At 71.9% G+C, this 25,348-nt stretch carries 26 protein-coding genes and 2 tRNA genes; 17 read left to right on the forward strand and 11 right to left on the reverse strand.

Going from position 1 to position 25,348, the window contains the following annotated elements:
• The first annotated feature begins 31 nt into the window (after window positions 1-31).
• The gene (locus JT1_RS02655) at window positions 32-697 is read left to right on the forward strand and encodes a response regulator transcription factor (protein ID WP_068322662.1); all 666 of its coding nucleotides are present in this window, start codon (window positions 32-34) and stop codon (window positions 695-697) included.
• 7 nt (window positions 698-704) lie between these two features.
• Here the strand turns inward: JT1_RS02655 and JT1_RS02660 are convergent, their stop codons facing one another.
• The 6 genes from JT1_RS02660 to pepN are packed head-to-tail and all read right to left on the reverse strand — an operon-like array spanning window position 705 to window position 7,679.
• Window positions 705-1,499 carry a glycerophosphodiester phosphodiesterase family protein gene (locus JT1_RS02660; protein WP_068323416.1) on the reverse strand — a complete coding sequence of 265 codons (795 nt, stop codon included), beginning with the start codon at window positions 1,497-1,499 and terminating at the stop codon, window positions 705-707.
• 30 nt (window positions 1,500-1,529) lie between these two features.
• Window positions 1,530-2,081 (reverse strand): dienelactone hydrolase family protein, encoded by a 552-nt coding sequence (locus JT1_RS02665; protein ID WP_068322665.1) that lies wholly within the window; start codon window positions 2,079-2,081, stop codon window positions 1,530-1,532.
• A gap of 1 nt (window position 2,082) precedes the next feature.
• Entirely contained in the window at window positions 2,083-3,798 is a 1,716-nt protein-coding gene (locus tag JT1_RS02670) for a glycoside hydrolase family 13 protein (protein WP_082807426.1), read from the reverse strand.
• A complete protein-coding gene (locus JT1_RS02675; RefSeq protein WP_068322668.1) occupies window positions 3,795-4,199 on the reverse strand; it encodes a globin in 405 nt (134 codons plus the stop codon). The genes JT1_RS02670 and JT1_RS02675 overlap by 4 nt, the downstream gene beginning before the upstream one ends.
• A 13-nt stretch (window positions 4,200-4,212) precedes the next feature.
• Entirely contained in the window at window positions 4,213-5,130 is a 918-nt protein-coding gene (locus JT1_RS02680; RefSeq protein ID WP_068322671.1) for a mechanosensitive ion channel family protein, read from the reverse strand.
• Entirely contained in the window at window positions 5,127-7,679 is a 2,553-nt protein-coding gene (gene pepN / locus JT1_RS02685; protein WP_068322673.1) for an aminopeptidase N, read from the reverse strand. The genes JT1_RS02680 and pepN overlap by 4 nt, the downstream gene beginning before the upstream one ends.
• A gap of 72 nt (window positions 7,680-7,751) precedes the next feature.
• On the opposite strand from pepN, the gene JT1_RS02690 reads away from it, so the two are divergent.
• From JT1_RS02690 to trmB, 4 genes are all read left to right on the forward strand, one after another.
• Window positions 7,752-8,357, forward strand: coding sequence for a mycothiol-dependent nitroreductase Rv2466c family protein (locus JT1_RS02690; RefSeq protein WP_068322676.1), 606 nt, complete (start codon window positions 7,752-7,754; stop codon window positions 8,355-8,357).
• A gap of 11 nt (window positions 8,358-8,368) precedes the next feature.
• Window positions 8,369-8,836, forward strand: coding sequence for a ribose-5-phosphate isomerase (locus JT1_RS02695; protein ID WP_068322679.1), 468 nt, complete (start codon window positions 8,369-8,371; stop codon window positions 8,834-8,836).
• A 149-nt stretch (window positions 8,837-8,985) separates the two neighbouring features.
• Window positions 8,986-10,065 carry a PP2C family protein-serine/threonine phosphatase gene (locus tag JT1_RS02700; RefSeq protein ID WP_169701817.1) on the forward strand — a complete coding sequence of 360 codons (1,080 nt, stop codon included), beginning with the start codon at window positions 8,986-8,988 and terminating at the stop codon, window positions 10,063-10,065.
• Window positions 10,066-10,123: 58 nt separating this feature from the next.
• Entirely contained in the window at window positions 10,124-10,843 is a 720-nt protein-coding gene (trmB, locus tag JT1_RS02705; protein ID WP_082807427.1) for a tRNA (guanosine(46)-N7)-methyltransferase TrmB, read from the forward strand.
• A gap of 36 nt (window positions 10,844-10,879) precedes the next feature.
• Here the strand turns inward: trmB and JT1_RS02710 are convergent, their stop codons facing one another.
• From JT1_RS02710 to JT1_RS02730, 5 genes are all read right to left on the reverse strand, one after another.
• On the reverse strand, window positions 10,880-11,452 hold the full coding sequence (locus JT1_RS02710) for an AMIN-like domain-containing (lipo)protein (RefSeq protein WP_068322684.1): 573 nt from the start codon (window positions 11,450-11,452) through the stop codon (window positions 10,880-10,882).
• 97 nt (window positions 11,453-11,549) lie between these two features.
• Complete coding sequence (efeB, locus tag JT1_RS02715; RefSeq protein WP_068322687.1) at window positions 11,550-12,824, reverse strand: iron uptake transporter deferrochelatase/peroxidase subunit; 1,275 nt, start codon at window positions 12,822-12,824, stop codon at window positions 11,550-11,552.
• A gap of 2 nt (window positions 12,825-12,826) precedes the next feature.
• On the reverse strand, window positions 12,827-13,987 hold the full coding sequence (efeO, locus tag JT1_RS02720; RefSeq protein WP_068322690.1) for an iron uptake system protein EfeO: 1,161 nt from the start codon (window positions 13,985-13,987) through the stop codon (window positions 12,827-12,829).
• Window positions 13,988-13,998: 11 nt separating this feature from the next.
• Window positions 13,999-14,205, reverse strand: a complete 207-nt coding sequence (locus JT1_RS02725) for a hypothetical protein (RefSeq protein ID WP_169701818.1) — start codon at window positions 14,203-14,205, stop codon at window positions 13,999-14,001.
• 78 nt (window positions 14,206-14,283) lie between these two features.
• A tRNA-Gly gene (locus tag JT1_RS02730) sits at window positions 14,284-14,354 on the reverse strand.
• Window positions 14,355-14,447: 93 nt separating this feature from the next.
• Between JT1_RS02730 and JT1_RS02735 the strand changes: the two genes are divergently transcribed.
• From JT1_RS02735 to JT1_RS02785, 12 genes are all read left to right on the forward strand, one after another.
• Window positions 14,448-14,521 (forward strand) — tRNA-Pro (locus tag JT1_RS02735).
• Between the two features lie 153 nt (window positions 14,522-14,674).
• Window positions 14,675-16,030 (forward strand): trigger factor, encoded by a 1,356-nt coding sequence (gene tig / locus JT1_RS02740; RefSeq protein ID WP_068322697.1) that lies wholly within the window; start codon window positions 14,675-14,677, stop codon window positions 16,028-16,030.
• An 83-nt stretch (window positions 16,031-16,113) separates the two neighbouring features.
• On the forward strand, window positions 16,114-17,370 hold the full coding sequence (locus JT1_RS02745; protein ID WP_082807428.1) for an MFS transporter: 1,257 nt from the start codon (window positions 16,114-16,116) through the stop codon (window positions 17,368-17,370).
• Entirely contained in the window at window positions 17,367-18,083 is a 717-nt protein-coding gene (locus JT1_RS02750) for a PaaI family thioesterase (RefSeq protein WP_068322700.1), read from the forward strand. Before JT1_RS02745 ends, JT1_RS02750 begins: the two co-directional genes overlap by 4 nt.
• A gap of 10 nt (window positions 18,084-18,093) precedes the next feature.
• A complete protein-coding gene (gene treS / locus JT1_RS02755) occupies window positions 18,094-20,361 on the forward strand; it encodes a maltose alpha-D-glucosyltransferase (protein ID WP_082807450.1) in 2,268 nt (755 codons plus the stop codon).
• Entirely contained in the window at window positions 20,358-20,483 is a 126-nt protein-coding gene (locus JT1_RS18830) for a hypothetical protein (protein WP_255218237.1), read from the forward strand. The genes treS and JT1_RS18830 overlap by 4 nt, the downstream gene beginning before the upstream one ends.
• Before the next feature lie 173 nt (window positions 20,484-20,656).
• A complete protein-coding gene (locus JT1_RS02760) occupies window positions 20,657-21,238 on the forward strand; it encodes an ATP-dependent Clp protease proteolytic subunit (RefSeq protein WP_068323429.1) in 582 nt (193 codons plus the stop codon).
• Window positions 21,239-21,268: 30 nt separating this feature from the next.
• Window positions 21,269-21,943 (forward strand): ATP-dependent Clp protease proteolytic subunit, encoded by a 675-nt coding sequence (locus JT1_RS02765; protein ID WP_068322703.1) that lies wholly within the window; start codon window positions 21,269-21,271, stop codon window positions 21,941-21,943.
• Between the two features lie 105 nt (window positions 21,944-22,048).
• Window positions 22,049-22,627 (forward strand): hypothetical protein, encoded by a 579-nt coding sequence (locus JT1_RS02770; RefSeq protein ID WP_169701819.1) that lies wholly within the window; start codon window positions 22,049-22,051, stop codon window positions 22,625-22,627.
• Between the two features lie 21 nt (window positions 22,628-22,648).
• Window positions 22,649-23,191, forward strand: coding sequence for a hypothetical protein (locus tag JT1_RS02775; RefSeq protein WP_068322708.1), 543 nt, complete (start codon window positions 22,649-22,651; stop codon window positions 23,189-23,191).
• Window positions 23,192-23,325: 134 nt separating this feature from the next.
• A complete protein-coding gene (clpX, locus tag JT1_RS02780; protein ID WP_068322710.1) occupies window positions 23,326-24,603 on the forward strand; it encodes an ATP-dependent Clp protease ATP-binding subunit ClpX in 1,278 nt (425 codons plus the stop codon).
• 13 nt (window positions 24,604-24,616) lie between these two features.
• A complete protein-coding gene (locus JT1_RS02785) occupies window positions 24,617-25,336 on the forward strand; it encodes a cysteine peptidase family C39 domain-containing protein (RefSeq protein ID WP_068322713.1) in 720 nt (239 codons plus the stop codon).
• The last annotated feature ends 12 nt before the right edge of the window (window positions 25,337-25,348 follow it).

The following is a 25,348-nucleotide window of genomic DNA, read 5'->3' on the forward strand; positions in this document are numbered from 1 at the left end:
GGGTAGAGCTCCCGGGTCCTAGGCTGCCTCCATGACCAGTCCGGGCGAGGGGACGACGGCGGGGCACGTCGTGCTCGTCGTCGACGACCACCCGGTCGTCCGCAACGGCTTGACCGCGCTCCTCGCCGGGCTGCCCTGGGTGGCGCGCACGGTCGAGGCCGAGAGCGTCGTCTCGGCGCTCGACGTCGCCGGCCAGCACGCTCCCAGCCTCGCCGTCGTCGACCTCGGCCTCCCCGACGGCGACGGCATCGACCTGACGCGACGCCTGCGTGCGCTCCTGCCCGACGTGCGGGTCCTCGTCCTGACGATGACCTCCTCGGGGGACAGCGCCCGCGCCGCACTGGGTGCCGGTGCGTCCGGCTACGTGCTCAAGGAGACCGCGCCCGACGTCCTCCTCGGCGCCCTGCGGACCGTGGCCGACGGCGGACTCGTCCTGGGGCCGGACGTCGGGAGCGGCGAGCTGCTCGGCGAGGGGACGAAGGGGGGAGTGCCCGCCCCCTTCGCCCGGTTGTCCCCGCGGGAGCTGCAGCTCGTCCGGCTCGTCGCCGCCGGCCGCTCCAACGCCGAGATCGCGCGGCGGATGTCGTTGGCGGACAAGACGGTGCGCAACCAGGTCTCGTCCGTCCTGTCCAGGACCGGGGCCGCCGACCGGCTGCAGCTCGCCCTGCTGGCCCGCGAGACGGGGCTCGTCGACTGACGGGACCTCACAGCAGGGGGTGGCCCCGCTCCGCGAGCACGTCCCGCAGGGTGTCGATCCGGTCGGTGACGATGCCGTCGACGCCGAGGTCGAGCAGGCGGTGCATCTCGTCGGCGTCGTCGATGGTCCACACGTGCACGTGCTTGCCGAGGGAGTGGGCAGCGGCGACGAGCCGTCGGGTGGCCAGGGCGACGGGCACCGGCCCGACCCGCTGGCTGAGCGGGATCTGCAGGGCCTGGGAGGGCGAGCGCAGCAGGCGCCGCAGCACGCGGGGGAGGAGCCGGGTGGCGGCCACGTCACGGGGCCCGGCCGACGTCGCGAGGTCCGGGCCGAGCGCCCGGCGCACCGCCCGCAGCCGCTCGTCGCTGAAGGAGCCGATGCACACCCGCTCGATCGCGTCGTGCCGGCGGATCACCTCGACGAGGGGCTCGATCGCCTCGCGCGACTTGATGTCGATGTTGAACCGGGTGCCCGGGAAGGTCTCGAAGAGCTCGTCCATCGTCGGGACGGCGTCGTTGCCGTGGATGCGCGCCGTCGAGACCTCCGACCACGGCAGCTGCGCGATGGCGCCCTGCGCATCGGTCACCCGGTCGAGCACGTCGTCGTGGAAGGCCACGAGCTGGCCGTCGGACGTCGCGTGCACGTCGGTCTCGAGGTAGCGGTACCCGATGTCGACGGCGTGACGGAAGGCGGCGACCGTGTTCTCCCGACCGACGTTGGGGCCGTAGGTCGACCCGCCGCGGTGGGCGAGGGCGATGGGTGGCGCATCGCCGAAGTAGGCGAAGTCCGAGGCGGGTCTCACGCCGACCACGCTAGCGCCGTCACCCGGCGTTCAGCGGATGAAGCCGTGGATCCTCTCGACCGTCGCCGCGGTGAGCGCCGCGTCGTACCCCGGCAGGTCCGGGTCGGTGTAGAGGTGGCCGCGGCCGGGCGCCACGTGGTCCTCGAAGGGGGCCCCACTCACCTCGACCGCCGCGCCGAGGGCGGTCACGTCGGTCGGCGCGATCCACGGGTCGTCGGCGTACCGGTGCACCTGGACGGGCACGCCCGACCACGCGTGCCGCGGGGCGGCGACGGAGTGGAGCAGCACCGCCGCGCGGGCCAGCGGTCGTCGCGCGGCCAGCCGCTGCGCGTACCACGCACCGAGCGAGAACCCGGCGAGCACCGTCTCGGGCGGCAGGGACGCGACGAGCTCGCGCACCGTCTCGAAGTACTCGGGGTGGGCGTCGCGGTGCGCGATGCCCTCGCGCTCGCCGTCGAAGACATGACCCTCGTAGTAGTCCGGCACCTCGACCTCGTGACCCCGCTCGCGCAGCAGGTCGGCGAAGGCGTGGACCCCCGGGCGCAGCCCGAGCGCCGAGTGCATCAGCAGGATCGTGGCCATCTCAGCGAAGGGAGGCCCACACCGTGACGTCACCCGGCACCCGGGTGTCGCCCAGGTCGGCGGAGGAGACCAGCACCTCCGCGCCGTCGGGCAGGTCCACGGGCGCACCCGAGAGGTTCACGAGCACGAGCGTACGGGTCCCGTCGGGCGCGGTCGAGACGTAACCGAGGACGTCCTCGGGCAGGCCCTCGACCTCGGCCAGCCCGCCGAGCCCGAGGCGGCGGTCGCGGCGCAGCGCCAGCAGGGTGCGGTAGAGCTCGAGGGTGGACCCGGCGACCCCGGTCTGGGCGTCCACGGCGAGCTCGGAGTACGAGGCGGGCTGGGGCAGCCACGACGCGCCGGTGTCGTTGAACCCGAGGGCCGGGGCCCCCCTCGTCCACGGCATCGGGACGCGGCAGCCGTCCCGTCCGAGCTCGACGCCGCCCGTGCGGGCGAAGGCCGGGTCCTGGCGGACCTCGTCGGGCAGGCTCGTGTGCTCCGGCAGGCCGAGCTCCTCGCCCTGGTAGACGTAGGCGCCCCCGGGCAGCGCGAGCATGAGGGCCGTCGCGGCCCGGGCGCGGCGCACGCCCAGCTCGGCGTCGGGTTGCGGGTCGGCCGCGCCGATGCCGTTGGGTCGCGGCTGCCCGACCGCCAGGCCGAACCGGCTCGCGTGCCGCAGCACGTCGTGGTTGCTGAGGACCCACGTCGACGGCGCGCCGACCGAGTCGTTGGCCGCGAGCGAGCGCCGCACCGCGTCACGCAGCGCCCCCGCATGCCACTGCGTCTCGAGGAAGTCGAAGTTGAAGGCCTGGTGCATCTCGTCGGGGCGCACGTACCGCGCCAGCCTGTCGGCGGGCGCGACCCACGCCTCGGCGCACAGGATCCGCTCGGGTGCGCCGTAGGAGTCGAGGAGCGCGCGCCAGGAGCGGTAGATCTCGTGGACGCCGTCCTGGTCCCAGTACGGCGCCTCGTGGGTGACCTCCATGAGCCCGCCCGGGTGCTTGCCGAAGGGCGGGAAGGTCGGGTCCTTGACGAGCCCGTGGGCGACGTCGACGCGGAACCCGTCGACGCCGCGGTCGAGCCAGAAGCGCAGCGTCGTCTCGAAGTCGGCGCGCACCTGCGGGTTGGTCCAGTCCAGGTCCGGTTGGCTCGGGTCGAAGAGGTGCAGGTACCACTGGCCGGGCGTGCCGTCGGCCTCGAGCACCCGCGTCCAGGCCCCACCGCCGAAGTTGGCCAGCCAGTTCGTCGGCGGGAGCGACCCGTCCTCGCCGAGCCCGTCACGGAAGACGTAGCGTGCGCGCTCGGGGCTGCCCGGGCCGGCGGCCAGCGCCTCCCGGAACCACGCGTGGTCGCTGGAGGTGTGGTTGGGCACGAGGTCGACGACGACGCGCAGCCCGAGCTCGTGGGCGCGCGCGATCATGGCGTCCGCGTCGTCGAGGGTGCCGAAGAGCGGGTCGACGTCCCGGTGGTCGGCGACGTCGTAGCCGGCGTCGCGCTGCGGGGAGCGGTAGAAGGGGGAGAGCCACACCGCGTCGACGCCGAGGTCGCGCAGGTGCTCCAGGCGCGAGGCGATGCCGGGCAGGTCGCCGACGCCGTCCCCGTCGCCGTCGGCCCAGGACCGCGGGTAGATCTGGTAGATCACGGCGTCGCGCCACCACGGGGAGCCCGCGGGGTCGGCGGCGTGGATCTCGTGCAGGGCGAAGGGGGTGCCCCCGGCCTTCGTGGAGGGGTCGTTCACAGGCGGTTCCCGTCGTCGTCGGCGTTGACGAGCATGTCCGCCGCACGCACGAAGTAGTCACGCATCGCGGCGTCGTGGGCCTCGGGCAGGTCGAGAGTGTCCATGGCCGCCATCATGTGGCGCATCCACCGCTCGCGCTGGTCCGGCGTCACCGCGTAGCCGACGTGACGCATCCGCAGGCGCGGGTGGCCGCGCTCCTGGCTGTAGGTGCCCGGGCCGCCGAAGTACTGCTCGAGGAACATCCGCAGCCGCACCTCCGCCGGACCGAGGTCCTCCTCGGGGTAGAGGGCGCGGAGCGTCTCGTCCCCGGCCACCCCCTGGTAGAAGGCGTGCACGAGGCGCACGAAGGTCTCGTGCCCCCCGACCTGCTCGTAGAAGCTGTCTCCGGGCTGGGCGAACATGGGGTCCAGCCTCTCAGATCTGGTGCTGCCCACCCACGGTGGGGATCGGCGGCCCGGCGATGCCCTCGCGGTCGAAGGCCTCCTTGACCCTGCGGCGGATCTCGCGCTGGATGCCCCAGTTCTCGTCGGGCGCGCAGCGGGCGAGGATGCGGACGGTCACGGTGCCGCCGGTGATCGACTCGACCCCGAGCACCTGCAGCTCCTCGCGCAGCACCTCGCGCCAGTGCGGCTCGTCGTCGATGCGGCCGACCTCGTCGCGGATGATCCCGATGACGCGCTCGACGTCCTCCCGGTAGCTGAAGGGGATGTCGACGAGCACCGTCGACCAGCCCTGGCTGCGGTTGCCGATCCGGATGATCTCGCCGTTGCGCACGTACCAGACGACCCCGTCGTGGTCGCGCAGCCGGGTGACCCGCAGCGTGACTTCCTCGACGGTGCCGACGGCCTCACCGGTGTCGATGAGGTCGCCGACGCCGTACTGGTCCTCGAGGATCATGAAGATGCCGGAGAGGAAGTCCTTGACGAGGGCCTGCGCGCCGAACCCGAGCGCGACCCCGCCGACGCCGGCGGAGGCGAGCAGCGGGGCGAGCGGGATCCCGCACAGCGACAGGACCGTGAGCACCGTGATGACGCCGATGGCGAAGGTCGCGATGGACCTCAGCAGCGAGCCCATCGTCAGCGTCCGCTGGCGGTAGCGCTCGCGGGCGGTCGTCGCCTCGCGGCCGGTGCCGCGCCGCTCGCGCCTGGCGCGGGTCGCCTCGCTGCGCGCGATCGAGGCGGCGACGGCCCGGGTGATGGCCCGGTGGGCGAGCCAGCGCGCGAGGACGGCCACCACGAGGGTGACGACGATCTTCAGCGGGGCGCCGAGGAGCCAGTCCAGCGTGGACTCCCACGTCAGGTCGAGCGCGAGGATCTGGGTGAGGTCGATCATCGGGCCGAGTCTGCGTCACGCTCCTGGGCAGCGACTGCACGCGCCACGGCGTCGCGGCTCTCGGCGACGGTGCGCCGCAGGCCCGCCGGTGCCGACGCGTGCTCGTCGAGCCAGGCCTGGGTCGTCGCGAGCAGCTCCGGCCCGGCCAGCGCCATCGGGTAGAAGCCGATGACGATGCCCTCGGCGATGGCGTGCGTGCGCGTGGACCACACGTCCTCGAGGACGTCGTGGTAGCGCTGGACGAAGGGGGTGAGCAGCGCCGGGTCGGTGGTCCGGCCGAACCCGAGCGCGTGCGCGTCGACGACCGAGTTGGGGGTGTCGGTCGCGACGACGCCCGCCTGCCACGCGGCCTCCTTGGCCTGCGCCGTGGGGATGCTCGCGGCGGCGCGGGCGGCGCGCTCACGACCGGTGGCCGTGTTGTCCCCCTTCGCCTCCGTGGCGATCGCGTCGGCGTCGGCGGCACCGGCCGCGGCGAGGCCGGTGAGCAGGGTCCACCGCATGTCCGTGTCGACGGCCAGGCCCTCGAGGGTCGTGCTGCCGTCGAGCAGCCCTGCGACGAAGGCGGTGTCGTCACCGGGTGCGAGCAGGCCGCAGTGCCCCGTGACGAGCTGCAGCTGGGCGTCGCTGCCGGGCGCGGCCCGGCGCGCCAGCTCGGCGAGGTGGCCGACGACCTGCGCGCGCACCTGCTCGCGGTGCTCCGGTGCGCTGTACGTGAGGACCGCCGTCGTGACCTGGCCGATGAGCGCACGCAGCAGGACCGAGTCGGTGAGCCCGTCGAGGACCGGCAGGACGAGCTCGACGTAGGAGCGCGCCGCCATCTCGCCGTCGCGGGTCATGTCCCATGCCGAGGCCAGGGCCAGCGACGCCGGGAGCGACTCGGTGAAGGCCGTCGGGTGCGCGAGCAGCGTGGCGAGGGAACGCTCGTCGAGGCGCAGCTTGGCGTAGGCCAGGTCGTCGTCGTTGACGAGCAGCAGGTCGGGCTGGCGCTGCCCGACGAGCTGGGGCAGCGGGGTGCGCTCGCCCTCGACGTCGACCTCGATGCGCTCGCGGCGCTGCAGCGTGCCGTCGACGAGGTCGTAGACACCCACGGCGAGACGGTGCGGGCGCAGGGTCTCGAAGCCCTGGGCGAAGGTCTGCTCGATGACGGCGTCGACGTAGTGCCCGCGGTCGTCGACCTCGACGAGGGGCCGCAGGGTGTTGACCCCGGCGGTCTCCAGCCACAGCCTCGACCAGGCACGCAGGTCACGGCCGGACGTCGCCTCGAGCTCGTCGAGCAGGTCGTCGAGCGTCGTGTTGCCCCACGCGTGCTTGGCGAAGTACGCGCGCAGGCCGTCGCGGAAGGGCTCGCGGCCGACGTAGGCGACGAGCTGCTTGAGGACGGAGGCCCCCTTCGCGTACGTGATGCCGTCGAAGTTGACCTCGACGTCGGCGAGGTCGCGGATCGGCGCGACGATCGGGTGGGTCGAGCTCAGCTGGTCCTGGCGGTAGGCCCAGGCCTTCTCGTGGGTGCAGAAGGTCGTCCACGCGTCGGTCCACCCGGTGGCCTCGGCCTGGCAGGTCGTCGAGGCCCACTCGGCGAAGGACTCGTTGAGCCACAGGTCGTTCCACCACTTCATCGTCACGAGGTTGCCGAACCACATGTGGGCCAGCTCGTGGAGGACGGTGAGGGCGCGGCGCTCGACGAGCGCGTCGGGCACCTTGGAGCGGAAGACGTACATCTCGTGGAAGGTCACGCAGCCCGCGTTCTCCATCGCGCCCATGTTGTACTCCGGCGTGAAGACCTGGTCGTACTTGATGAAGGGGTACGCGCGGTCGAACTCCTCCTCGAAGAAGGCGAAGCCCGCCTTGGTCAGCGCGAAGAGGTTGTCGGCGTCGAGGTACTGCGTGAGGGACTTGCGGCAGAAGATGCCCAGCGGCACCTCCTTGTCCCGCGACGTCAGGGAGTCCCGCACGACGTCGTAGGGGCCGGCGACGAGGGCGGTGATGTAGCTGCTCATCCGCTCGGTCGGGGCGAAGGCCCACGTCGCGACGCCGTCACGGACCGGCGTCGGCTCGGGGGTGGGGGAGTTGCCGATGACCTGCCAGTGCGCGGGGGCGGTGACGGTCAGGGTGAAGCTCGCCTTGAGGTCGGGCTGCTCGAAGACGGGGTACATCCGGCGGCTGTCCGGGACCTCGAACTGCGTGTACAGGTAGACCTCGCCGTCGACCGGGTCGACGAAGCGGTGCAGGCCCTCGCCGGTGTGCATGTACCGACCCGTCGCACGGATCGTCACGACGTTGTCCTCGGCGAGGTCGTCGAGGCGGATGCGGTGGTCCGCGAAGAGGTCGGTGGCGTCCAGCTGCACGCCGTTGAGCTCCACGGACTCCACCGACTCACCGATGAAGTCGACGAAGGTGGAGGCGCCCCCCTTCGCGCTGAAGCGGATGGTGCTCGTCGTGGCGAAGGTCGTCTCCGACGTCGTCAGGTCCAGCGTGATCTCGTGGCTGTCGACGGTGACGACGGCCGCCCTCTCGGCGGCCTCCTCACGGGTGAGGTTCTTGCCGGGCACGTGTGGCTCCTTCGCATCGGACGTTTTCCTCATGCTGTCACAGCACCCGGACGGGTCTGAGACGATGGGCGCATGACGACGACGCCCGTTGAGATGTGGTTCGACCCGCTGTGCCCCTGGGCCTGGATGACGAGCCGGTGGCTCATGGAGGTCGAGCAGGTGCGCGACATCGAGGTCACCTGGTCGCAGATGAGCCTGTCGGTCCTCAACGAGGGCCGTGACCTGCCCGAGGAGTACCGGGAGATGATGGACCGGGGCTGGGCGCCGGTCCGGGTCATCGCCGCGGCGCGCAAGGCGCACGGTGACGAGGTGACCAAGCCGCTCTACGACGCGATCGGCACCGCGATCCACCTCGGTGGTGAGCAGGACTACCGCGTCGCCACCGCCGCCGGTCTCGCCGAGGTCGGGCTGCCCGCCGAGCTCATCGAAGCCGCCGACACCGACGAGCACGACGCCTTCCTTCGTGAGAGCCACGACCGCGCCATCGACCTCGTCGGCGACGACGTGGGTACCCCGGTGATCTCGGTCGAGGGCGTCGCCTTCTTCGGCCCCGTCGTCTCCCCGGCCCCGAAGGGCGAGGCCGCCGGCCGCCTCTTCGACGGCTGCGTGCTCGTCGCCGGCACGGACGGCTTCTTCGAGCTCAAGCGTTCCCGTACCCGCGACCCCATCTTCGACTGAGAGGCACTGACGTGCGCGTCCACATCGGCGGTGACCATGCCGCCTTCGAGCTCCACCAGGAGCTGCTGACCTTCCTCGCGGACGAGGGCCACGAGGTCACCGACCACGGGCCCTTCGAGTACGACGCCGTCGACGACTACCCGGTCTTCGTCATCCGCACCGCGCAGGCCGTGGCGGCCGACCCGGGCAGCCGCGGGATCGTCCTCGGCGGCTCCGGCAACGGGGAGCAGATGGCGGCCAACAAGGTCGCCGGCATCCGGGCGGCCCTGTGCTACGACGCGGAGCTGGCCCGGCTCGCCCGCGAGCACAACGACGCCCAGGTCATCTCGATGGGCGGGCGCATGCAGTCCGTCGAGGAGTCCAAGGAGATGGTGCGCGTCTTCCTGGCCACCGAGTTCACCGGTGAGGAGCGCCACCAGCGCCGCATCGACATGGTGAGCGCCTTCGAGGCCGACGGGACCCTGCCGCCCCTGCCGTGACCGATCACCTAGCACCACAACGCTCCTCGCGGGGCGCGTGGTTGGTATCCGATCGGTCACAACACTTCACACGCGGGTAACTTGGTGCTTATGGTGCGGACACGGCCTCATGAGGTGGCCGTGCAGCCCGACCGGGGGAGAAGCACAGCTTGTCAGCCATCCTGCCCAACCGGTTCCCCGCGTGGACCGAGCGTCACTGGTTGCCGCGGGTCGCGCCCTCCCTCGACCGTGCGCACCTGCTCACCGTCATCCTGTGCAGCGTCTTCGCGATCGTCGTGGCGCACGAGCTGTGGGCGATCCCGCTCGTCACCCTGCTGCCACCCGTGCTCCTCGCGACGGCCCTGTGCACGATCCGCGAGGTCCAGCTCGTCTTCGTCGTCGTCCTGGCGTACGCCCTGTGGGCGACCGTGATCGCGGGCGAGGGCCTGGCCCGGCAGCTGCCCTTCCTCGTCTCGCTCGCCCTGATGTACGTGCTCGCCGCCTCCCGGTCCCACCACGGGGCGGCGACCTTCGCTGGCGACCGCATGCTCGGCGACCTGCGCAGCCGCCTGCACGGCATGGGGGAGATCCGTGAGCTGCCCTGCGGCTGGCACGCCGAGCGCTCCTTCGCGACGGCGCACGACCACGCCTTCGCGGGCGACTTCAACGTCTCCTCGGTCAGCCGCTGCGGCGAGAGCCTCGAGATGGTCCTCGTCGACGTCAGCGGCAAGGGGCAGGGCGCGGGCACCCGGGCGCTCGTGCTCGCCGGCGCCCTCGGCGGCGTGCTCGGCTCGGCCGCGCCCCAGCGGGTGCTGCCCATGGCCAACGACTTCCTCGAGCGCGAGGACTGGGACGAGGGCTTCGCCACCGCGGTGCACGTCCACCTCGACATGGTCACCGGCGAGGCGACCGTCGCGTCCGCCGGCCACCCGCCGGCCATGCACTACGACGCCGGGTGCGGTCGCTGGCGCCCCCTCGACGAGGCGCGGGGCCCGGCCCTCGGCCTCCAGCCCGGTGCCGAGTACCCGTCCTCGCGCACGGTCCTCCAGCGCGGCGACGCCCTGCTCGTGTACACCGACGGGATCATCGAGTCCCGTGCCCGCGACCTCGACGACGGCATCGACTGGATGCTCGGCCAGGCCGAGGCCCATCTCTCGCAGGGCTTCTCCGGCCTGGCGCAGCGCCTCGTCAAGCAGGGCCGGGCGGGTCTCGAGGACGACCGCGCGGCCGTGCTCATCTGGCGGGACTGACTGCCGGGGCGGGCCTGCGCCACCTGGGCGTGGCCCGACGGCTCGTATCCTTGCGGCCGTGACCTCCTCCGAGCCCGACCCGCACAAGCAGCCCCTGACCGACACCCCGCTCGCCGCGGACGGCCGTCACCGGGCGACGGTGCGCACCTTCACCCCCCGGTGGCGGATGTCGCCGCGCGTCGAAGGGCTGATGGAGCGGCTCCTGCCGCGCTACGCCGTCCCGACGACGCCGCTCGACCCGGTGGCGGTCTTCGGCCGTGACGTCCCGGTCGTCCTCGAGATCGGCTCCGGCTACGGCGAGTCCGCCGTCGCGTACGCGCGGGAGCACCCCGAGCACGGGGTCATCGCGGCCGAGGTCCACGTGCCCGGCGTCGCGGCGATGATGGACAAGGCCGAGCGCGAGGGCCTGGGCAACCTGCGCACCTTCCGCGGGGACGCGATCGAGTACCTCCTGCAGTGCGTCGGCCCCGACCAGCTCGAGGCCGTGCACCTCTTCTTCCCCGACCCCTGGCCGAAGGCCCGCCACGCGAAGCGGCGCTTCGTGCAGCAGGACACGATCGACATGGTCCTGGAGCGGCTGCGACCCGGCGGCCACCTGCTCGTCGCGACCGACCACGCCGGCTACGCCGAGCACGTGCGCGACCAGCTCGCGCGGCACCCGGGCGTCTCGGTGGTCGAAGGGGAGCGCCCGGCCTGGCGCCCGACCGCCGGCTTCGAGGACAAGGGCACGGCGGCCGGTCGGGAGATCCACGAGTTCCGGGTCACGGCGAGCGCCTGACCCGCAGCCCGCCCACCTCCCGACCGGCGCTCCGCGTCACCACCGGTGCGCGACGTCGATCACCAGACGGGCGTCGGCGCCCGGCCCGTCGAGCGCGAAGGCGCGTACGGGCAGCCTGGCCCGGGTCCCCAGACCGATCGTCGACTGACCCTCGAAGCTGCCGGCCCAGGCCACCTGGCGGAAGGTCCGGTACCCCGAGGTGTCGACCAGCCCCACGCGGTTGGCCGGGCGGTAGGTGCTCCGGCCGTCCTCGTCGTAGGCGGGGGTCCGCACGACGATCTGCAGGTCCGCGCCGCCGCGGAGCGGGACGAGCCGGCCGCTGCCGTCCTCGCGGACGGCGCTGACGTAGCGCACGTCGTAGGCCAGGTCGTGCCGCGGGCGGTCGATGTCGATGACGAGCCGGTCGTAGCAGGTGTGCCGACCGGAGCGCACGTCGTCGAGGGTGCCGAGGCTGTGGCCCCAGCCGCTGACCTTCGCCGTGGATCCCCACCGGATGCCGCAGTAGGGGGAACTGGCCGCGGGGGTCGCGGCGGGGGCCGCGAGCAGGAGGGCTCCCGCCGCGGCGACGGACCCGATGCCGGCCCGTCCGATGATCTTGCGCACGTGCATGACGCCTTCTCCTCCGGTAGGCGGGCTCGCACCCGCTCGATGTGACGTGGATCACCTCACGTGGGGCCAGACGCGCGGAGGGGGCGAGCGGTTGCGCTCAGTCGAGGAGATCTTGTCCGACGTACTGGCCGGGGCCGGCGCCGGGCGGGACGGCGAAGAGCGCGGAGCCGGTGAACCTCAGGTACTCCATCATCGCGTCGTGCTTGGCCATGGCGGTCTGCATGGGGACGAACTGCGTCGCGGGGTCACGCACGTAGGCGAGGAAGAACAGCCCGGCGTCGAGCGAGCCGAGGTCGGTGGACCCGTCGACGAAGTTGTAACCGCGCCGCAGCAGGCGAGCCCCGTCGTTGTGGCTCGGGTGGACGACGGCGACGTGGGAGTCCTTCGGCACGAGCGGCCCGCCGCGACCGGGCAGGGTGAAGTCGGGGTCGTCGTGCTCGGTGCCGCCGGAGAGCGGCGCCCCGCTGGCCTTGGTGCGCCCGATGATCCCCTCCTGGTCGCCGAGGCCCTGACGGTCCCACGTCTCGATCGTCATGTTGATCCGACGCACGACGAGGTAGGAGCCACCGGCGAGCCAGTCCCCGCCGTCGTCCTCGGGCTGGACCCACACGTGCTCCTGGAGGGCGGCGCCCTCGTCGGCGAGGACGTTCTTGGTCCCGTCCTTGAAGCCGAAGAGGTTGCGCGGGGTCTCCTGCCCGCTCGTCGTGCTCGACGTGCGGCCGAAGCCCAGCTGCGACCAACGGACCGCCACCGTGCCGAACCCGACGCGGGCCAGGTTGCGGATCGCGTGGACCGCGACCTGCGGGTCGTCGGCGCAGGCCTGGATGCACAGGTCGCCGTTGCTGCGCGCCGGGTCGAGGACGTCGCCGGGGAAGTGGGGCAGGGGCTCGAGCGACGCGGGTCGCCGGTCGGCCAGGCCGAAGCGGTCCGCGCCGTCCTCGTCGACGAAGAGCCCCGGCCCGAACCCGAAGGTGATGCTCAGGCGTGCGGGCGGCAGCCCGATCGCCTCGCCCGTGTCGTCCGGCGGGAGCCGGTAGTCACCCTCGACGGGCCCGACCGGTCCCGCGGGGCCACCGGCCATCATCCGCTCGGCGGCCTCGGTCCACTCCTTGAGGAGCGAGACCAGGCGTGCGCGCGAGGTCGTCGTGATGTCGAAGGCGGCGAAGTGCAGACGGTCCTGCACCGGTGTCGTGATGCCGGGCTGGTGCCTCCCCCGCAGGGCGAAGGGGGACTCGCTCGCCCCCTTCGTCGGCTCCGCGGCCGTGGCCCGGCCCGCGCCGAAGCCCCCGACGACACCCGTAGCGGCCGCGACCGCGCCGGTGCCGAGCATCGCACGGCGGGAGGGCGGGCGCTGCTGCTGCTCCTCGCCCATCCTCAGACGACCGCCGCAGTGAGCTTGGAGAGGGGCTCGGACAGGGCGTTGACCGCGTCGGAGAGCTCCTTGACCTCGGCCGTGCTCAGGTCGGTGTAGAGGACGAAGCCGTCGCCCTCCGCGTGCTGGTCGAGCAGCTGCTGCAGCTCCTCGAAACGGCTGTCGAGCTGGGTGGCCAGCTCGGTGTCGCCGTTCGCGACGAGGACCGGGCGGACGCCGTCGTAGCCGACCCTGGCGCCGTCGACGTTGGCCTGGAAGTCCCACAGGTCGGTGTGCGACCAGGCCTCCTCCTCACCGGTGACCTTGCCCGTCGCGACCTCCTCGAGCAGTCCGCGGGAGCCGTTGGCGATCTGGTCGATGGTGAACGACATCTTCTGGATCCGCGCGTCGAGGGTCCTCGTATTCTCCAGCAGGTCGTCGCCGTAGGTGGTCCGCTCGGCGTCCGTGAGGGGGGTGTAGCCCTTCGCCTCCTGCGGCCACAGGTCCTTCTCGATGCGGTGCCAGCCGGTCCACCGCTGGCCGGGCTCGAGGTCGGCCTCGCGGGCGTCCATCTTGGGGTCGAGGTCACCGAAGGACTCGGCGACGGTCTCGATGCGCTCCCAGTGGACCCGGGCGCGCGCGTACAGGTCGCGTGCCTCCTCGTCCTTGCCGGCCCGGTAGAGGGCGACGAACTGCTTCGTCTTCGTGAGCAGCTGGTCGGACTGGTCCTTGACGTACGCGGTGTAGTTCTTCTCGGCCTGCGCGATGCTCGCCCGGTCTCCGGCCGCCACCGGACCGTCCGTGGACCTCGCGACGGTGAAGTCGGCGCGGATGCCCTCGCCGACCATCCCCGGCTTGCAGGCCGTCGTGTAGGTGCCCGCCGGCACGGTGACGACGAGGTCGCGGGAGAGATTGGGCCCGATGTTCTCCACCTCGCCGACGACGCGCAGGCCGTCCTCCCCGAGCAGGTAGAACTCGGTGGCCCTGGTCCCGGCGTTCTTGACGGTGAAGGTCAACGGTCCCTCGGGTACGTCGGCCGTGGAGACCTCGCACGCGTCGTCGGTGGAGGTCACCGAGATCGTGCGCTCGTCCCCCTTCGCGCCATCGGTGGAGGGTGGGCCGGCAGTGCACGCGGCGAGGCCGGCGGTGAGCAGGAGTGCAGCGGCGACGGGACGACGGGTCATCGGTGGGATCCTCACGAAGGGGGTGGTGGCGGGTGGGTCAGGCTGCGCGGCGCGAAGCTGGGGACGCCCCTGAGTGGCGTGGGGTACCAGGTGCTGGCGTCGAAGACGTCGAAGACGTCGAAGACGTCGAAGACGTCGAAGGCGGGCGTGCTCAGCCCGCCTGCCCAGACGTGGGGGAGGAGGTGGCGGTCGGTCCTGACGAGGTGGCTGGCGAGCACGAGGAGCACTGTACTGCTGGTTTGGTGAGCCTAGCCTTACTTCTCGTCAATCGTCTCGCGACGTGGGAAGGCACTCGGAGCGGGCGACGGGAATCGAACCCGCGTAGCCAGTTTGGAAGACTGGGGCTCTACCATTGAGCTACGCCCGCGCGCTCGGCCACCAGCAGGCCTGCGCCGCAAGGGTGGATGAGCAGGGGTTAGCCTAGTGCCCGCTCGCGTCCCGATCCCAATCGGCACGCGCACGGGGTATGGCGCAGGTTGGTAGCGCGTCCGCTTTGGGAGCGGAAGGTCGTCGGTTCGAATCCGGCTACCCCGACCGCGCATTCGGCGTGGGGCCGGGCACCGGATACAGTGGGTCCTCGTGTCCCGGGTCACCGGGACGGTGCGTGCGCGCCGCAGGGCCGGTCCTACCGGCCCGAGGGCCTGCGCCCAACCCCCGTCGTCGTCCAGAACGTGTGGAGTGCCTGCAGTGAAGAGTGCCGTCGAGAACCTCAGCCCGACCCGGGTCAAGCTGACCGTCGAGGTCCCGAGCGAGGAGCTCCAGCCGCACGTCGACGCGGCCCTGAAGTCGATCGGGAGCCAGATCCAGGTCCCCGGGTTCCGCGCGGGCAAGGTGCCTGCTCGCATCATCGAGCAGCGCGTCGGCAAGGGCGCCGTCCTCCAGGAGGCCGTCAACGAGGCCCTCCCCGAGTTCTTCGGCAAGGCCGTCGACGAGACCGGCGTCAGCCCGATCGGTCAGCCCGAGGTCGACATCACCCAGGTGCCGATGGCCGACGGCGAGCAGCTCGAGTTCACCGTCGAGGTCGACGTCCGGCCCGAGATCACGCTGCCCGACTACGACGGCATCGAGATCCAGGTCGACAACCTCGAGGTGACCGACGCCGACGTCGAGGCCAAGATCACCGAGCTGCGTGAGCGCTTCGGCACCCTCGTGGGCGTCGAGCGCGCCGCCGAGACCGGCGACTTCGTCTCCATCGACCTCAAGGCCGACATCGACGGCGAGGAGATCGACTCCGTCGAGGGCGTCTCCTACGAGATCGGCTCCGGCAACATGCTCGAGGGCCTCGACGACGCGCTCGTCGGCATGGCCAAGGGCGAGACCAAGGACTTCACCGCGCCCCTCGCCGGTGGCGACCAGGCCGGCCGTGAGGCCAACTGCACCGTGACCGTCCAGTCGGTCAAGGTCCGCGAGCTGCCCGAGGTCGACGACGACTTCGCCCAGATGGCCAGCGAGTTCGACACCGCTGAGGAGCTGCGCGCGGACCTCGCCCAGCAGGCCGAGCAGGCCAAGAAGTTCGAGCAGGGCATCCAGGCCCGCGACAAGGTCCTCGACCACCTCCTCGACAACACCGAGATCCCGCTGCCCGAGGGCATCGTGGAGGCCGAGATCCACCAGCACCTCGAGCAGGAGGGTCGTCTCGAGGACGACACCCACCGCGCCGAGGTCGACGAGTCGACGCGCAAGACGCTCACGACCCAGTTCCTCCTGGACGCCCTCGCCGAGGCCGAGGAGATCGAGGTCGGCCAGCCCGAGCTCATCGAGTACCTCATCATGCAGTCTCAGCAGTACGGCATGGACCCCAACCAGTTCGCCCAGCTGCTCGACCAGCAGGGTCAGGTCGAGTCGATGGTGTCCGAGGTGGCCCGCCGCAAGGCGCTCGCCGCGGCCCTGGACAAGGCCAAGATCGTCGACGCCGACGGCAACGAGATCAACCTCGACGACATCGTCCCCGAGTCCGAGCGCGTCTCCGACGTCGAGGACCTCGCCGGTGACGAGGCCGAGACCGAGGCGGCCGAGCCGGAGAGCGCCGACGAGCAGGCCTGAGCCCCAGCACCCCTGACGAAGGGGGGCCACCACCGGATCACCGGTGGTGGCCCCCCTTCGTCCGTCCCCCAGGAGCCCACCCGATGACCTCCGCCTCCGCGACGACGGCGCGCAACGCCGTGCTGGCGACCTTCGCCGTGAGCGGGTTCGCGTTCGCCTCGTGGGCGGCGCGCATCCCGACGATCCGCGGGCAGCTCGACCTCACGCCGGGCGAGCTCGGTCGCACCCTGCTCGTGGGCGCGCTCGGGTCGGTGGTCTCGCTGCCCTTCGCCGGGCGGGTCATCACCCGGGTGGGCGCCGCACGCACGGTGATGATCGGCGTGGTCACCGTGGCGGTCGGCCTGCTCGCGCTCGGTGCCGCGGTCGACGTCCTCGGGCACCTCGCCCTGACCGCTGCGGCGATCTTCGTCGTCGCCGTCGGCATCTCGTTGTGGGACGTCGCGATGAACCACGAGGGCGCCGCCGTCGAGCAGCGGCTCGGGCGCACGATGATGCCGGTCTTCCACGCCTGCTTCTCCGGTGGCACGGTGCTCGGCGCCCTCGTCGCGGCGGGGGTGGTCCGCGTCGGGCTGCCCGTCCTGGGTCACCTCGCGGCCGCGGCCGCCGTCGCCCTCGTCGTCGGCCTGTGGGTGCCGCGCGGCTTCCTCGCGCGCGACCTCGAGGTCGGGGGAGGCGCGGGCGTCACCGAGCGGCCCGGCAGCGCGTGGCTCGAGCCGCGCACCCTGGTCATCGGTGTCGTCGTCCTCGTCGCGGCCCTCACCGAGGGCACCGCCAACGACTGGATCGCGCTCGCGGTGACCGAGGGGCACGACCAGCCGGAGGAGGTCGGGGTCCTCGCGTTCGCGACCTTCCTCGCGGCCATGACGGCCGGCCGGCTCCTCGGCGTCCGGGTGCTCGACCGCTTCGGCCGCGTCCCGGTCCTGCGGGTGCTCTTCGGGCTCGCCGTCGTCGGCTCGCTGCTCGTCGTGCTCGGCGGCACGGTGGCGGCCTTCGTCGGTGTCGTGCTGTGGGGCGTCGGCGCCAGCCTCGGCTTCCCGACGGGGATGAGCGCGGCCGCCGACGACCCCGCCCGCGCGGCCGCCCGGCTGTCCGTCGTCTCGACGATCGGCTACCTCGCCTTCATCGTCGGGCCGCCGCTGCTCGGCCTGCTCGGGGACCACGTCGGCGTGCTGCGCTCGCTGCTGCTCGTCGGCGTCCTCGCCGTGCCCGCGCTGCTCGCCGTCCCGGCCGTGCGCGAGCGGGCCCCCCGGGGCGCCGGGCACGCCGACCTGAATCCGCATTACCCTAGGGCAATGCGGTTGAACGAGTGTTCAACCCGGCCCCCCGAGGAGGACGCATGACCGACGGAGCCTTCGTCTCCCCCTTCGCCGTCGAGGACCCACAGGCCCTCGCCGCGACCGAGCGCGCCCAAGGTGGTCTCGCCCGCAGCATCGCCCGGCTCGTCGACGCCTGCGTGCGCACCCGCGTCGACGACGCGACGCTCGGCACGACCGCCGAGGCGGTCGACGCACTGACCGCGCGCCTCCTCGAGGTCGCCCAGGACGGGCCGCTCGGCATCGAGACCTCGAGCGACGGTCGGCTGCGTGACCATGCCAACCCCATGGTCGGCCTGCGCAACCCGCTCGCCCCGCCGCTGCTCGTGACCGGTGACGACGAGGGCACGACGACCTGCACGTTCACCCTCGGTGCGGCCTACGAGGGGCCGCCGGGGTGCGTCCACGGGGGCATCGTCGCCGCCGTCCTCGACCAGGTCGCCGGCTCGGTGCCCGCCCGGCTGGGCAGGCCGGGTCTCACCGCCTACCTGAGCACGACCTACCGCCGCCCCACCCTCCTCGGTCACGAGCACGTCTGCCGGGCACGGGTCGATCGCGTCGACGGGTGGAAGACCTTCGTCCGGGGCGAGATCCGCGACGGCCAGGCCCGGGTGACCGCCGAGGTCGAGGCGCTCTTCGTCGTGCCGCGCTGGGCCCGGGAGCACCTCGCGCCCCCGACCGGCGACGCGATCGACGTCCCCTCCACGGTCGACGCGGCGAAGGGGGACACCACGCCGTAGCGTGGTCGTCATGACTGACTCCGACGACGTCCTGCCCGACCCCGTGCCGGGCGTGGACCAGCCCGAGGCGCTCGAGGTCGAGGTGCCGGGTGCGCCCAACTTCGCGGACATCTTCTACCCCGCCCGTCCCAGGGCACTGCGGCCCAGGGCCCGGCTCCGACCGCAGGGTGCACCCTCGGCGGCGCAGGTGCGCTCGGGCGAGCCGGTCGGCTCCAACCCCGTCTACGTGGAGTGGCTGCGGGGCCAGTCGATGCTCCAGGACGCCAAGGAGATCGCCGGTCAGTTCACCGGTATCGGGGCGATGTGGCAGAACCCCTTCGCCCACCCCGACCCGCGCGCCGCGGTGCAGACGGCCTCGGTGTGGTTCACCGCCTACCCGATCTCGATGATCACCCGGCCCGGTCGGTCCTTCCTCGCCTCGCTGGCCGACCCGCGGCTGTGGGAGACCTTCCAGCGCATCGGGATCCAGGCGCTGCACACCGGGCCGGTCAAGCGGGCCGGCGGCCTGTCGGGGTGGAACCCCACGCCGAGCGTCGACGGGCACTTCGACCGCATCGGCACGCACATCGACGAGCTCTTCGGCAGCGAGGACGACTACCGGCGCATGTGCGAGGTCGCGGCCCAGCACGAGGGGACCGTCATCGACGACATCGTCCCGGGGCACACCGGGAAGGGAGCCGACTTCCGCCTGGCCGAGCTCGGCGTCGACGACTACCCCGGGATCTACCACATGGTCGCGATCCCGCAGGAGGAGTGGCACCTGCTGCCGGACGTGCCCGAGGGCCGAGACTCGGTCAACCTCGACGAGGCGGCCGAGGCGGCACTCGCCGAGGCCGGCCACATCATCGGCGAGCTGCAGCGGGTGATCTTCCACGTGCCCGGTCTGAAGGACACCAACTGGTCGGCGACCGCCCCGGTGACCGGTCCCGACGGGGTGACGCGGCGCTGGGTCTACCTGCACTACTTCAAGGAGGGGCAGCCGTCGATCAACTGGCTCGACCCCACCTTCGCCGGGATGCGGCTGGTCATCGGTGACGCCCTGCACAGCCTCGGTGACCTCGGGTCAGGGGGTCTGCGGCTGGACGCCAACGGCTTCCTGGGGGTCGAGCGCACCCTCGACGTCGGCCCGGCCTGGTCCGAGGGCCACCCGCTCTCGGAGGCCGCCAACCAGCTCATCGGGTCGATGGTGCGCAAGGTCGGCGGGTTCACCTTCCAGGAGCTCAACCTCTCGATCGAGGACATCCGCGACACCGCGGCCGGGGGTGCCGACCTGTCGTACGACTTCGTCAACCGGCCCGCGTACCACCACGCGCTCGCGACCGGGGACACCGAGTTCCTGCGCCTGACGCTGCGCCAGGCGATGGAGCTCGGCGTCGACGCGGCGGGGCTGGTCCACGCCCTGCAGAACCACGACGAGATGACCTACGAGCTGGTCCACTTCGCCAGCCGCCACCGCGAGGACGAGTTCACCTTCCGCGGGGAGGCGACGACGGGGGAGGAGCTCGCCGCGACGATCCGGCAGGAGCTCACCGACGCCCTGACCGGCGAGGCCGCGCCGTACAACCTCGTCTTCACGACCAACGGGATCGCCTCCACGACCGCATCGGTGGCGACCGCGGCCCTCGGGCTGCGCGACCTCGACGCACTCACCGAGGAGGACGTCGAGCGGGTGCGGCGCGCGCACCTGCTCCTCGCGATGTTCAACGCGCTCCAGCCCGGGGTCTTCGCCCTGTCGGGGTGGGACCTCGTCGGGGCGCTGCCCGTCCCCGCGGACGAGATCGAGCCGCTGCTGCGAAGGGGGGACACGCGCTGGATCCACCGTCCCGCCTACGACCTGCTCGACGTCGACCCCGGCGCGACCGGCTCGGCCTCCGGGATGCCGCGCGCGCGGACCCTCTACGGCTCGATCGAGGCCCAGCTGGAGGACCCGACCTCCTTCGTCAGCCGACTCAAGGACATGCTGCACCTGAGGGGCTACTTCGGTCTCGCGACGACGCGCCAGGTCGACGTCCCCGACGTCGCGCACCCGGCGATGCTGGTGATGGTCCACGACTACGAGCTCGTGCCGGGTCAGGGGCAGGTCACGGTCCTCAACTTCTCCGCGGAGCCGGTGAGCGGCACCGTCATCAGCGAGCACCTGCCGCCGGGGTCGTGCCTGATGGACATGGGCGACGGCTCGACCTTCGGCGAGGTGGACCAGCTCCACGGCTTCCACGTCGAGCTCGAGGGCCACGCCGGGCTCTCGCTGCTCGTCACCCCGCCCAAGGAGCAGTCGTGAGCGAGCGGCCCCGGGTGCGCGTCCGACCCCTCGGCGGCGCCGTGGGCTGCCTCGGCATGATCCTCTTCTCGGTGATCGCCTCGGTGGTCCTCACCGTCGTGCTCAACCTGCTCCTGCGGTGAGCGGATCGCGTTGCGCTCACGGCGAACACGTGCGGGAGCCGGGAAACATGCGCAGGGAGCGGACGTTAGGGTCAGTGAAAGTCGTGAACCACGAGAGCAACCGCCGGACGGCGGAGAAGCGAGTGAGCGTGAGCAACAGCAGCGAGATCGTCGCGGCCGGCCCGCAGGGCGGGATGGGTCTCGACGACCACATCTACCAGCGCCTCCTCAAGGAGCGCATCATCTTCCTGGGCTCGGACGTGCGTGACGACAACGCCAACGCCATCTGCGCCCAGATGCTGCTCCTCGCCGCGGAGGACCCCGGCAAGGACATCTGGCTGTACATCAACAGCCCGGGCGGGTCGATCTCCGCCGGCATGGCGATCTACGACACGATGAAGTGGATCCCCAACGACGTCGCCACCGTGGCCATGGGCCTGGCCGCCTCGATGGGCCAGTTCCTGCTCTCCGCGGGCACGCACGGCAAGCGCTACGCCACGCCGCACGCCCGGGTGATGATGCACCAGCCCTCCGGCGGCATCGGCGGCACGGCCTCGGACATCAAGATCCAGGCCGAGCAGATGCTCTTCGTCAAGACGCAGATGGCCGAGCTCATCGCCGAGCACACCGGGCAGTCCGTCGAGCAGATCCACCGGGACTCCGACCGCGACCGCTGGTTCGGTGCGGCGGAGGCCAAGGAGTACGGCTTCGTCGACCACGTCTTCGAGCGCTCCGACCAGGCCGGCCGCGGGGACGACAACCCCATCAGCGACTGAGCCCCGACCCGAGCCTTCCCAGGAGAACCCATGAACTTCGACGCACAGCTGCGCACCCACCAGCCGGGCTCGGCCCCCCTTCGCCCCGGGCCGTCCAGCCGCTACATCCTGCCCAACTTCGAGGAGCGCACCTCGTACGGCATGAAGCGGATGGACCCGTACACCAAGCTCTTCGAGGACCGCATCATCTTCCTCGGCGTGCAGGTCGACGACGCCTCCGCGGACGACATCATCGCCCAGCTGCTCGTGCTGGAGTCGCAGGAGCCCGAGCGCGACATCCTGATGTACATCAACAGCCCGGGTGGCAGCTTCACCGCCATGACGGCGATCTACGACACGATGCAGTACATCCGCCCGGACATCCAGACCTTCGTCATCGGCCAGGCGGCCTCCGCCGCAGCGGTGCTCCTCGCCGCCGGCGCCCAGGGCAAGCGCTTCGCCCTGCCCAACAGCCGCATCCTCATCCACCAGCCCGCGCTGGCCGGTGGCGAGTACGGCCAGGCCTCGGACATCGAGATCCAGGCCAACGAGGTGCTGCGGATGCGCACCTGGCTCGAGGAGACCTGGGCCAAGCACTCCGGCAAGACGGTCGAGGAGGTCCGCGAGGACATCGAGCGCGACAAGATCCTCTCGGCGCAGGAGGCCAAGGAGTACGGCCTCATCGACGAGGTGCTCACCCCGCGCAAGGCCTCGCTCGAGGACTGATCCACAGTGACGAAGGGCCCCGGACCTCCGGGGCCCTTCGTCGTGCCCGGGGGCGGATCCCGCGATGAGGTGGAACCGATGGGTGGGCGCCGACGTCGGATGAGCATGAGACGTCTGCTGACCACCCTGCTCACGGTGCTGCTGACCGTGCCGGTCCTCGTGCTCACCGCACCCGCAGCACAGGCGTGCTCGTGCGCGCAGGGCTCGCTCGAGCAGCACCTCGCCGACTCGGACCTCGTCGTCGAGGGCACCGTGACCTCGGTGCGGACCACGGGTCGGGAGCGCGCGTACACCTTCGACGTCCAGCGCTCGTGGAAGGGGCCGCGGCGCGATGTCGTGACCGTCCGCACGCGCGTGGACGGCGCGGAGTGCGGGCGCACCTACGCCGGGGGGAGGCCGCAGGTGGTCCTGGCCGTGGGCTCCGACGGCACCTGGCGGACCGACCTGTGCCGCGGCAAGGTCTTCGACGGCGGGACGCAGATCCGGGACGTGACGGCTGCACAGGTGGAGGAGGAGCTCGGTCGGGGGACCCGCTCTGGTGATGACGTCACCGAGCCGGCGGGAGACGACGCGGTCAGCGTCGGCGACCCGTCGCCGTGGCCCGGGATCGCCGTGGGTGCAGCCCTCCTCGTGCTGCTCGTCGTGGGCCGCTCCGTCCTGGGCCGACGCCGTGGGGAGCGCTGACGCCCCGTGCGACGGTTGCTGATGACGCTCCTCGCGTGCCTGCTGGCGCTGCCCGTCGCGGTGCTCACCGCGCCGGCCGCGCACGCGTGCTCGTGCGATCGTCCGGAGCGCGCGAGCGCCCTGGAGAGCGAGGTCATCGCCGAGGTCCTCGTGGAGGGCGAGGAGCGGGTCGGGCACGACCGCGTCTACGACCTGCGCGTCGTGCGCCAGTGGCACGGGTCGGGCGCCGCGTCCGTCCGGCTGACGACTGGCGCCGACGTCACGGCCTGCGGCCTGCGGCTCGTCGAGGGGGAGCGCTACCTCCTCTTCGCCCACGAGCGTGACGGCGGCGGGTGGCAGTCGAGCTGGTGCACCGCCACCTCCGGGGTCGGGGCGAAGGACGTGGTCGTGACCCGGGCCGACATCGAGGAGCGCCACGGCACCGGGACGGTGCCCGCGTCGGACCACGTCGAGAGCCACCGTGGCGGGGGGCCGGCGCCGTGGCTGCTCCTCGCAGGTCTCGCAACGGGGGTGCTCGCGCTGCTCGGTGGTGGCTGGTGGCTGCTGCGCGGGCGGAGGGGCTGAGGTGTTCCGCTGTCAGCGAAACGGGGCGACGCGCCGCGCCTGATCGTGTCCAATTGGGGGTGGAGCGACGGGCCTTTGGGTAGCGTCGTCCCCACGACCAGATCGGTCGGTGAGGTACGGAGAGGACACCTGACGTGGCACGAGTCGGAGAGAGCGGCGACCTGCTGAAGTGCTCCTTCTGCGGCAAGTCCCAGAAGCAGGTGAAGAAGCTCATCGCCGGTCCCGGCGTCTACATCTGCGACGAGTGCATCGACCTGTGCAACGAGATCATCGAGGAGGAGCTCACCGACTCCGGTGACCTCGGCCTCGACGAGCTGCCCAAGCCGCGCGAGATCTACGACTTCCTCGAGACGTACATCATCGGCCAGGACAAGGCGAAGAAGGCGCTCGCCGTCGCCGTGTACAACCACTACAAGCGGATCCAGGCCGACGACGGTGCCGCCGCCAAGCGCGACGAGGACCACGTCGACATCGCCAAGTCCAACATCCTGCTCATCGGCCCGACCGGCTGCGGCAAGACCTACCTCGCCCAGACCCTCGCGCGGATGCTCAACGTCCCCTTCGCCATCGCCGACGCGACGGCGCTGACCGAGGCCGGCTACGTCGGCGAGGACGTCGAGAACATCCTGCTCAAGCTCATCCAGGCGGCCGACTACGACACGAAGAAGGCCGAGCAGGGGATCATCTACATCGACGAGATCGACAAGGTCGCCCGCAAGTCCGAGAACCCCTCGATCACCCGTGACGTGTCCGGAGAGGGCGTGCAGCAGGCGCTGCTGAAGATCCTCGAGGGCACGACGGCCTCGGTGCCGCCGCAGGGCGGGCGCAAGCACCCGCACCAGGAGTTCATCCAGATCGACACGACCAATGTCCTCTTCATCGTCGGCGGCGCCTTCGCCGGGCTGGAGAAGATCATCGAGTCGCGCGTCGGCAAGAAGGGTCTGGGCTTCGGCTCGGAGCTGCACAAGGCGAGCGACCTCGCCGAGGCGATCACCGACGTCATGCCCGAGGACCTGATGAAGTTCGGCCTCATCCCGGAGTTCATCGGTCGCCTGCCGATCATCACGACGGTCACGCCGCTCGACCGCGAGGCCCTGGTGCAGATCCTCAGCGAGCCGAAGAACGCCCTCGTCAAGCAGTACCGCAAGATGTTCGAGATCGACGGCGTCGAGCTCCAGTTCACCGAGGACGCCCTCGAGGCCATCGCCGACTCCGCGATGGCCCGCGGCACGGGGGCCCGTGGTCTGCGCGCGATCATGGAGGAGGTCCTCCTGCCCGTCATGTTCGACACCCCGAGCGACGAGGGCATCAAGCAGATCGTGGTGAGCGCCGAGGTCGTGCGGGACAACGTCCTGCCGACGATCGTGCGCCACGAGGAGACGCCCAAGCGCAAGCACAAGCGCTCCGCCTGACGCACCTGACAGGATGGGTGGGGTGAGTCCCCCCTTCCACCTCGTGCAGGGTGCCTCCGGGCCCCGCCAGCAGAGTCCGACGACGTGCGGCGCGGCGTGCGCGACGGTGGCGCGGATGCTCGTCGACGCCCCCTTCGCCCGCTGGATCATGGCCGGTGACGGTCATCCGGTCCCCGGCGCCGAAGGGGGGGACCAGACCGAGCGGTTCGCCGCCTGGGAGCGGACGGTCCAGGCCCGGACCAACGGGTGGCGGGCGCCGGCCGGTGGCCTGCTGCTGCCCTGGCCCAAGGCGCTCGGGACGCCGCCGTGGGGCCTGCGGCACGAGCTCGAGCACGGTGCCTCGCGCGCGGGGACCCGCTACACGATGGTGCCCGTGCGCGGCCACAACGAGGAGGGGCTGCGCGCCCGGTACCGGCGTCTGGTCGACCTCGTGGTCGACGGCGAGCCGGCCGCGCTCTACGTCGGCAACCGGCTCACCCCACGCCACGTGACGCTCGTCCTGCCGGGGGACCGCAACAGGTACGTCGAGGTGTACGACCCGGCGAGCGGCCGGGTGTCGGTCCTCGACGAGGAGGCCTTCGTCGCCAAGCGACTCTCGCTCGGTGGCTGGAAGGTGCCCTGGGTGCTCGTCCAGCCGACCGGCCACCGGCGCCTGCCGGTGCGTGAGCCGGTCACCGCCGCGTGGCGGATCCCGGCCCTGGGTCCCGCAGCCCCGACGGAAGCCACGGGGTGAGGGACCTCGGCG

The sequence above is a fragment of the Janibacter terrae NBRC 107853 genome, from assembly GCF_001591405.1.
In the GTDB taxonomy this organism is placed as follows: Bacteria; Actinomycetota; Actinomycetes; order Actinomycetales; family Dermatophilaceae; genus Janibacter; species Janibacter terrae.

Bases quoted from the DNA above. Each gene is read 5' to 3' on its own strand.
- JT1_RS02785 (WP_068322713.1), top strand. From the start codon at position 24,617: ATGGGTGGGGTGAGTCCCCCCTTCCACCTCGTGCAGGGTGCCTCCGGG.
- efeO (WP_068322690.1), bottom strand. From the start codon at position 13,987: ATGACCCGTCGTCCCGTCGCCGCTGCACTCCTGCTCACCGCCGGCCTC.
- JT1_RS02745 (WP_082807428.1), top strand. From the start codon at position 16,114: ATGACCTCCGCCTCCGCGACGACGGCGCGCAACGCCGTGCTGGCGACC.
- JT1_RS02775 (WP_068322708.1), top strand. From the start codon at position 22,649: ATGACGCTCCTCGCGTGCCTGCTGGCGCTGCCCGTCGCGGTGCTCACC.
- efeB (WP_068322687.1), bottom strand. From the start codon at position 12,824: ATGGGCGAGGAGCAGCAGCAGCGCCCGCCCTCCCGCCGTGCGATGCTC.
- JT1_RS02675 (WP_068322668.1), bottom strand. From the start codon at position 4,199: ATGTTCGCCCAGCCCGGAGACAGCTTCTACGAGCAGGTCGGGGGGCAC.
- JT1_RS02760 (WP_068323429.1), top strand. From the start codon at position 20,657: ATGGGTCTCGACGACCACATCTACCAGCGCCTCCTCAAGGAGCGCATC.
- JT1_RS02770 (WP_169701819.1), top strand. From the start codon at position 22,049: ATGAGACGTCTGCTGACCACCCTGCTCACGGTGCTGCTGACCGTGCCG.
- JT1_RS02680 (WP_068322671.1), bottom strand. From the start codon at position 5,130: ATGATCGACCTCACCCAGATCCTCGCGCTCGACCTGACGTGGGAGTCC.
- JT1_RS02710 (WP_068322684.1), bottom strand. From the start codon at position 11,452: ATGCACGTGCGCAAGATCATCGGACGGGCCGGCATCGGGTCCGTCGCC.
- JT1_RS02655 (WP_068322662.1), top strand. From the start codon at position 32: ATGACCAGTCCGGGCGAGGGGACGACGGCGGGGCACGTCGTGCTCGTC.
- treS (WP_082807450.1), top strand. From the start codon at position 18,094: ATGACTGACTCCGACGACGTCCTGCCCGACCCCGTGCCGGGCGTGGAC.
- JT1_RS02750 (WP_068322700.1), top strand. From the start codon at position 17,367: ATGACCGACGGAGCCTTCGTCTCCCCCTTCGCCGTCGAGGACCCACAG.
- JT1_RS02690 (WP_068322676.1), top strand. From the start codon at position 7,752: ATGACGACGACGCCCGTTGAGATGTGGTTCGACCCGCTGTGCCCCTGG.
- JT1_RS02665 (WP_068322665.1), bottom strand. From the start codon at position 2,081: ATGGCCACGATCCTGCTGATGCACTCGGCGCTCGGGCTGCGCCCGGGG.
- JT1_RS02765 (WP_068322703.1), top strand. From the start codon at position 21,269: ATGAACTTCGACGCACAGCTGCGCACCCACCAGCCGGGCTCGGCCCCC.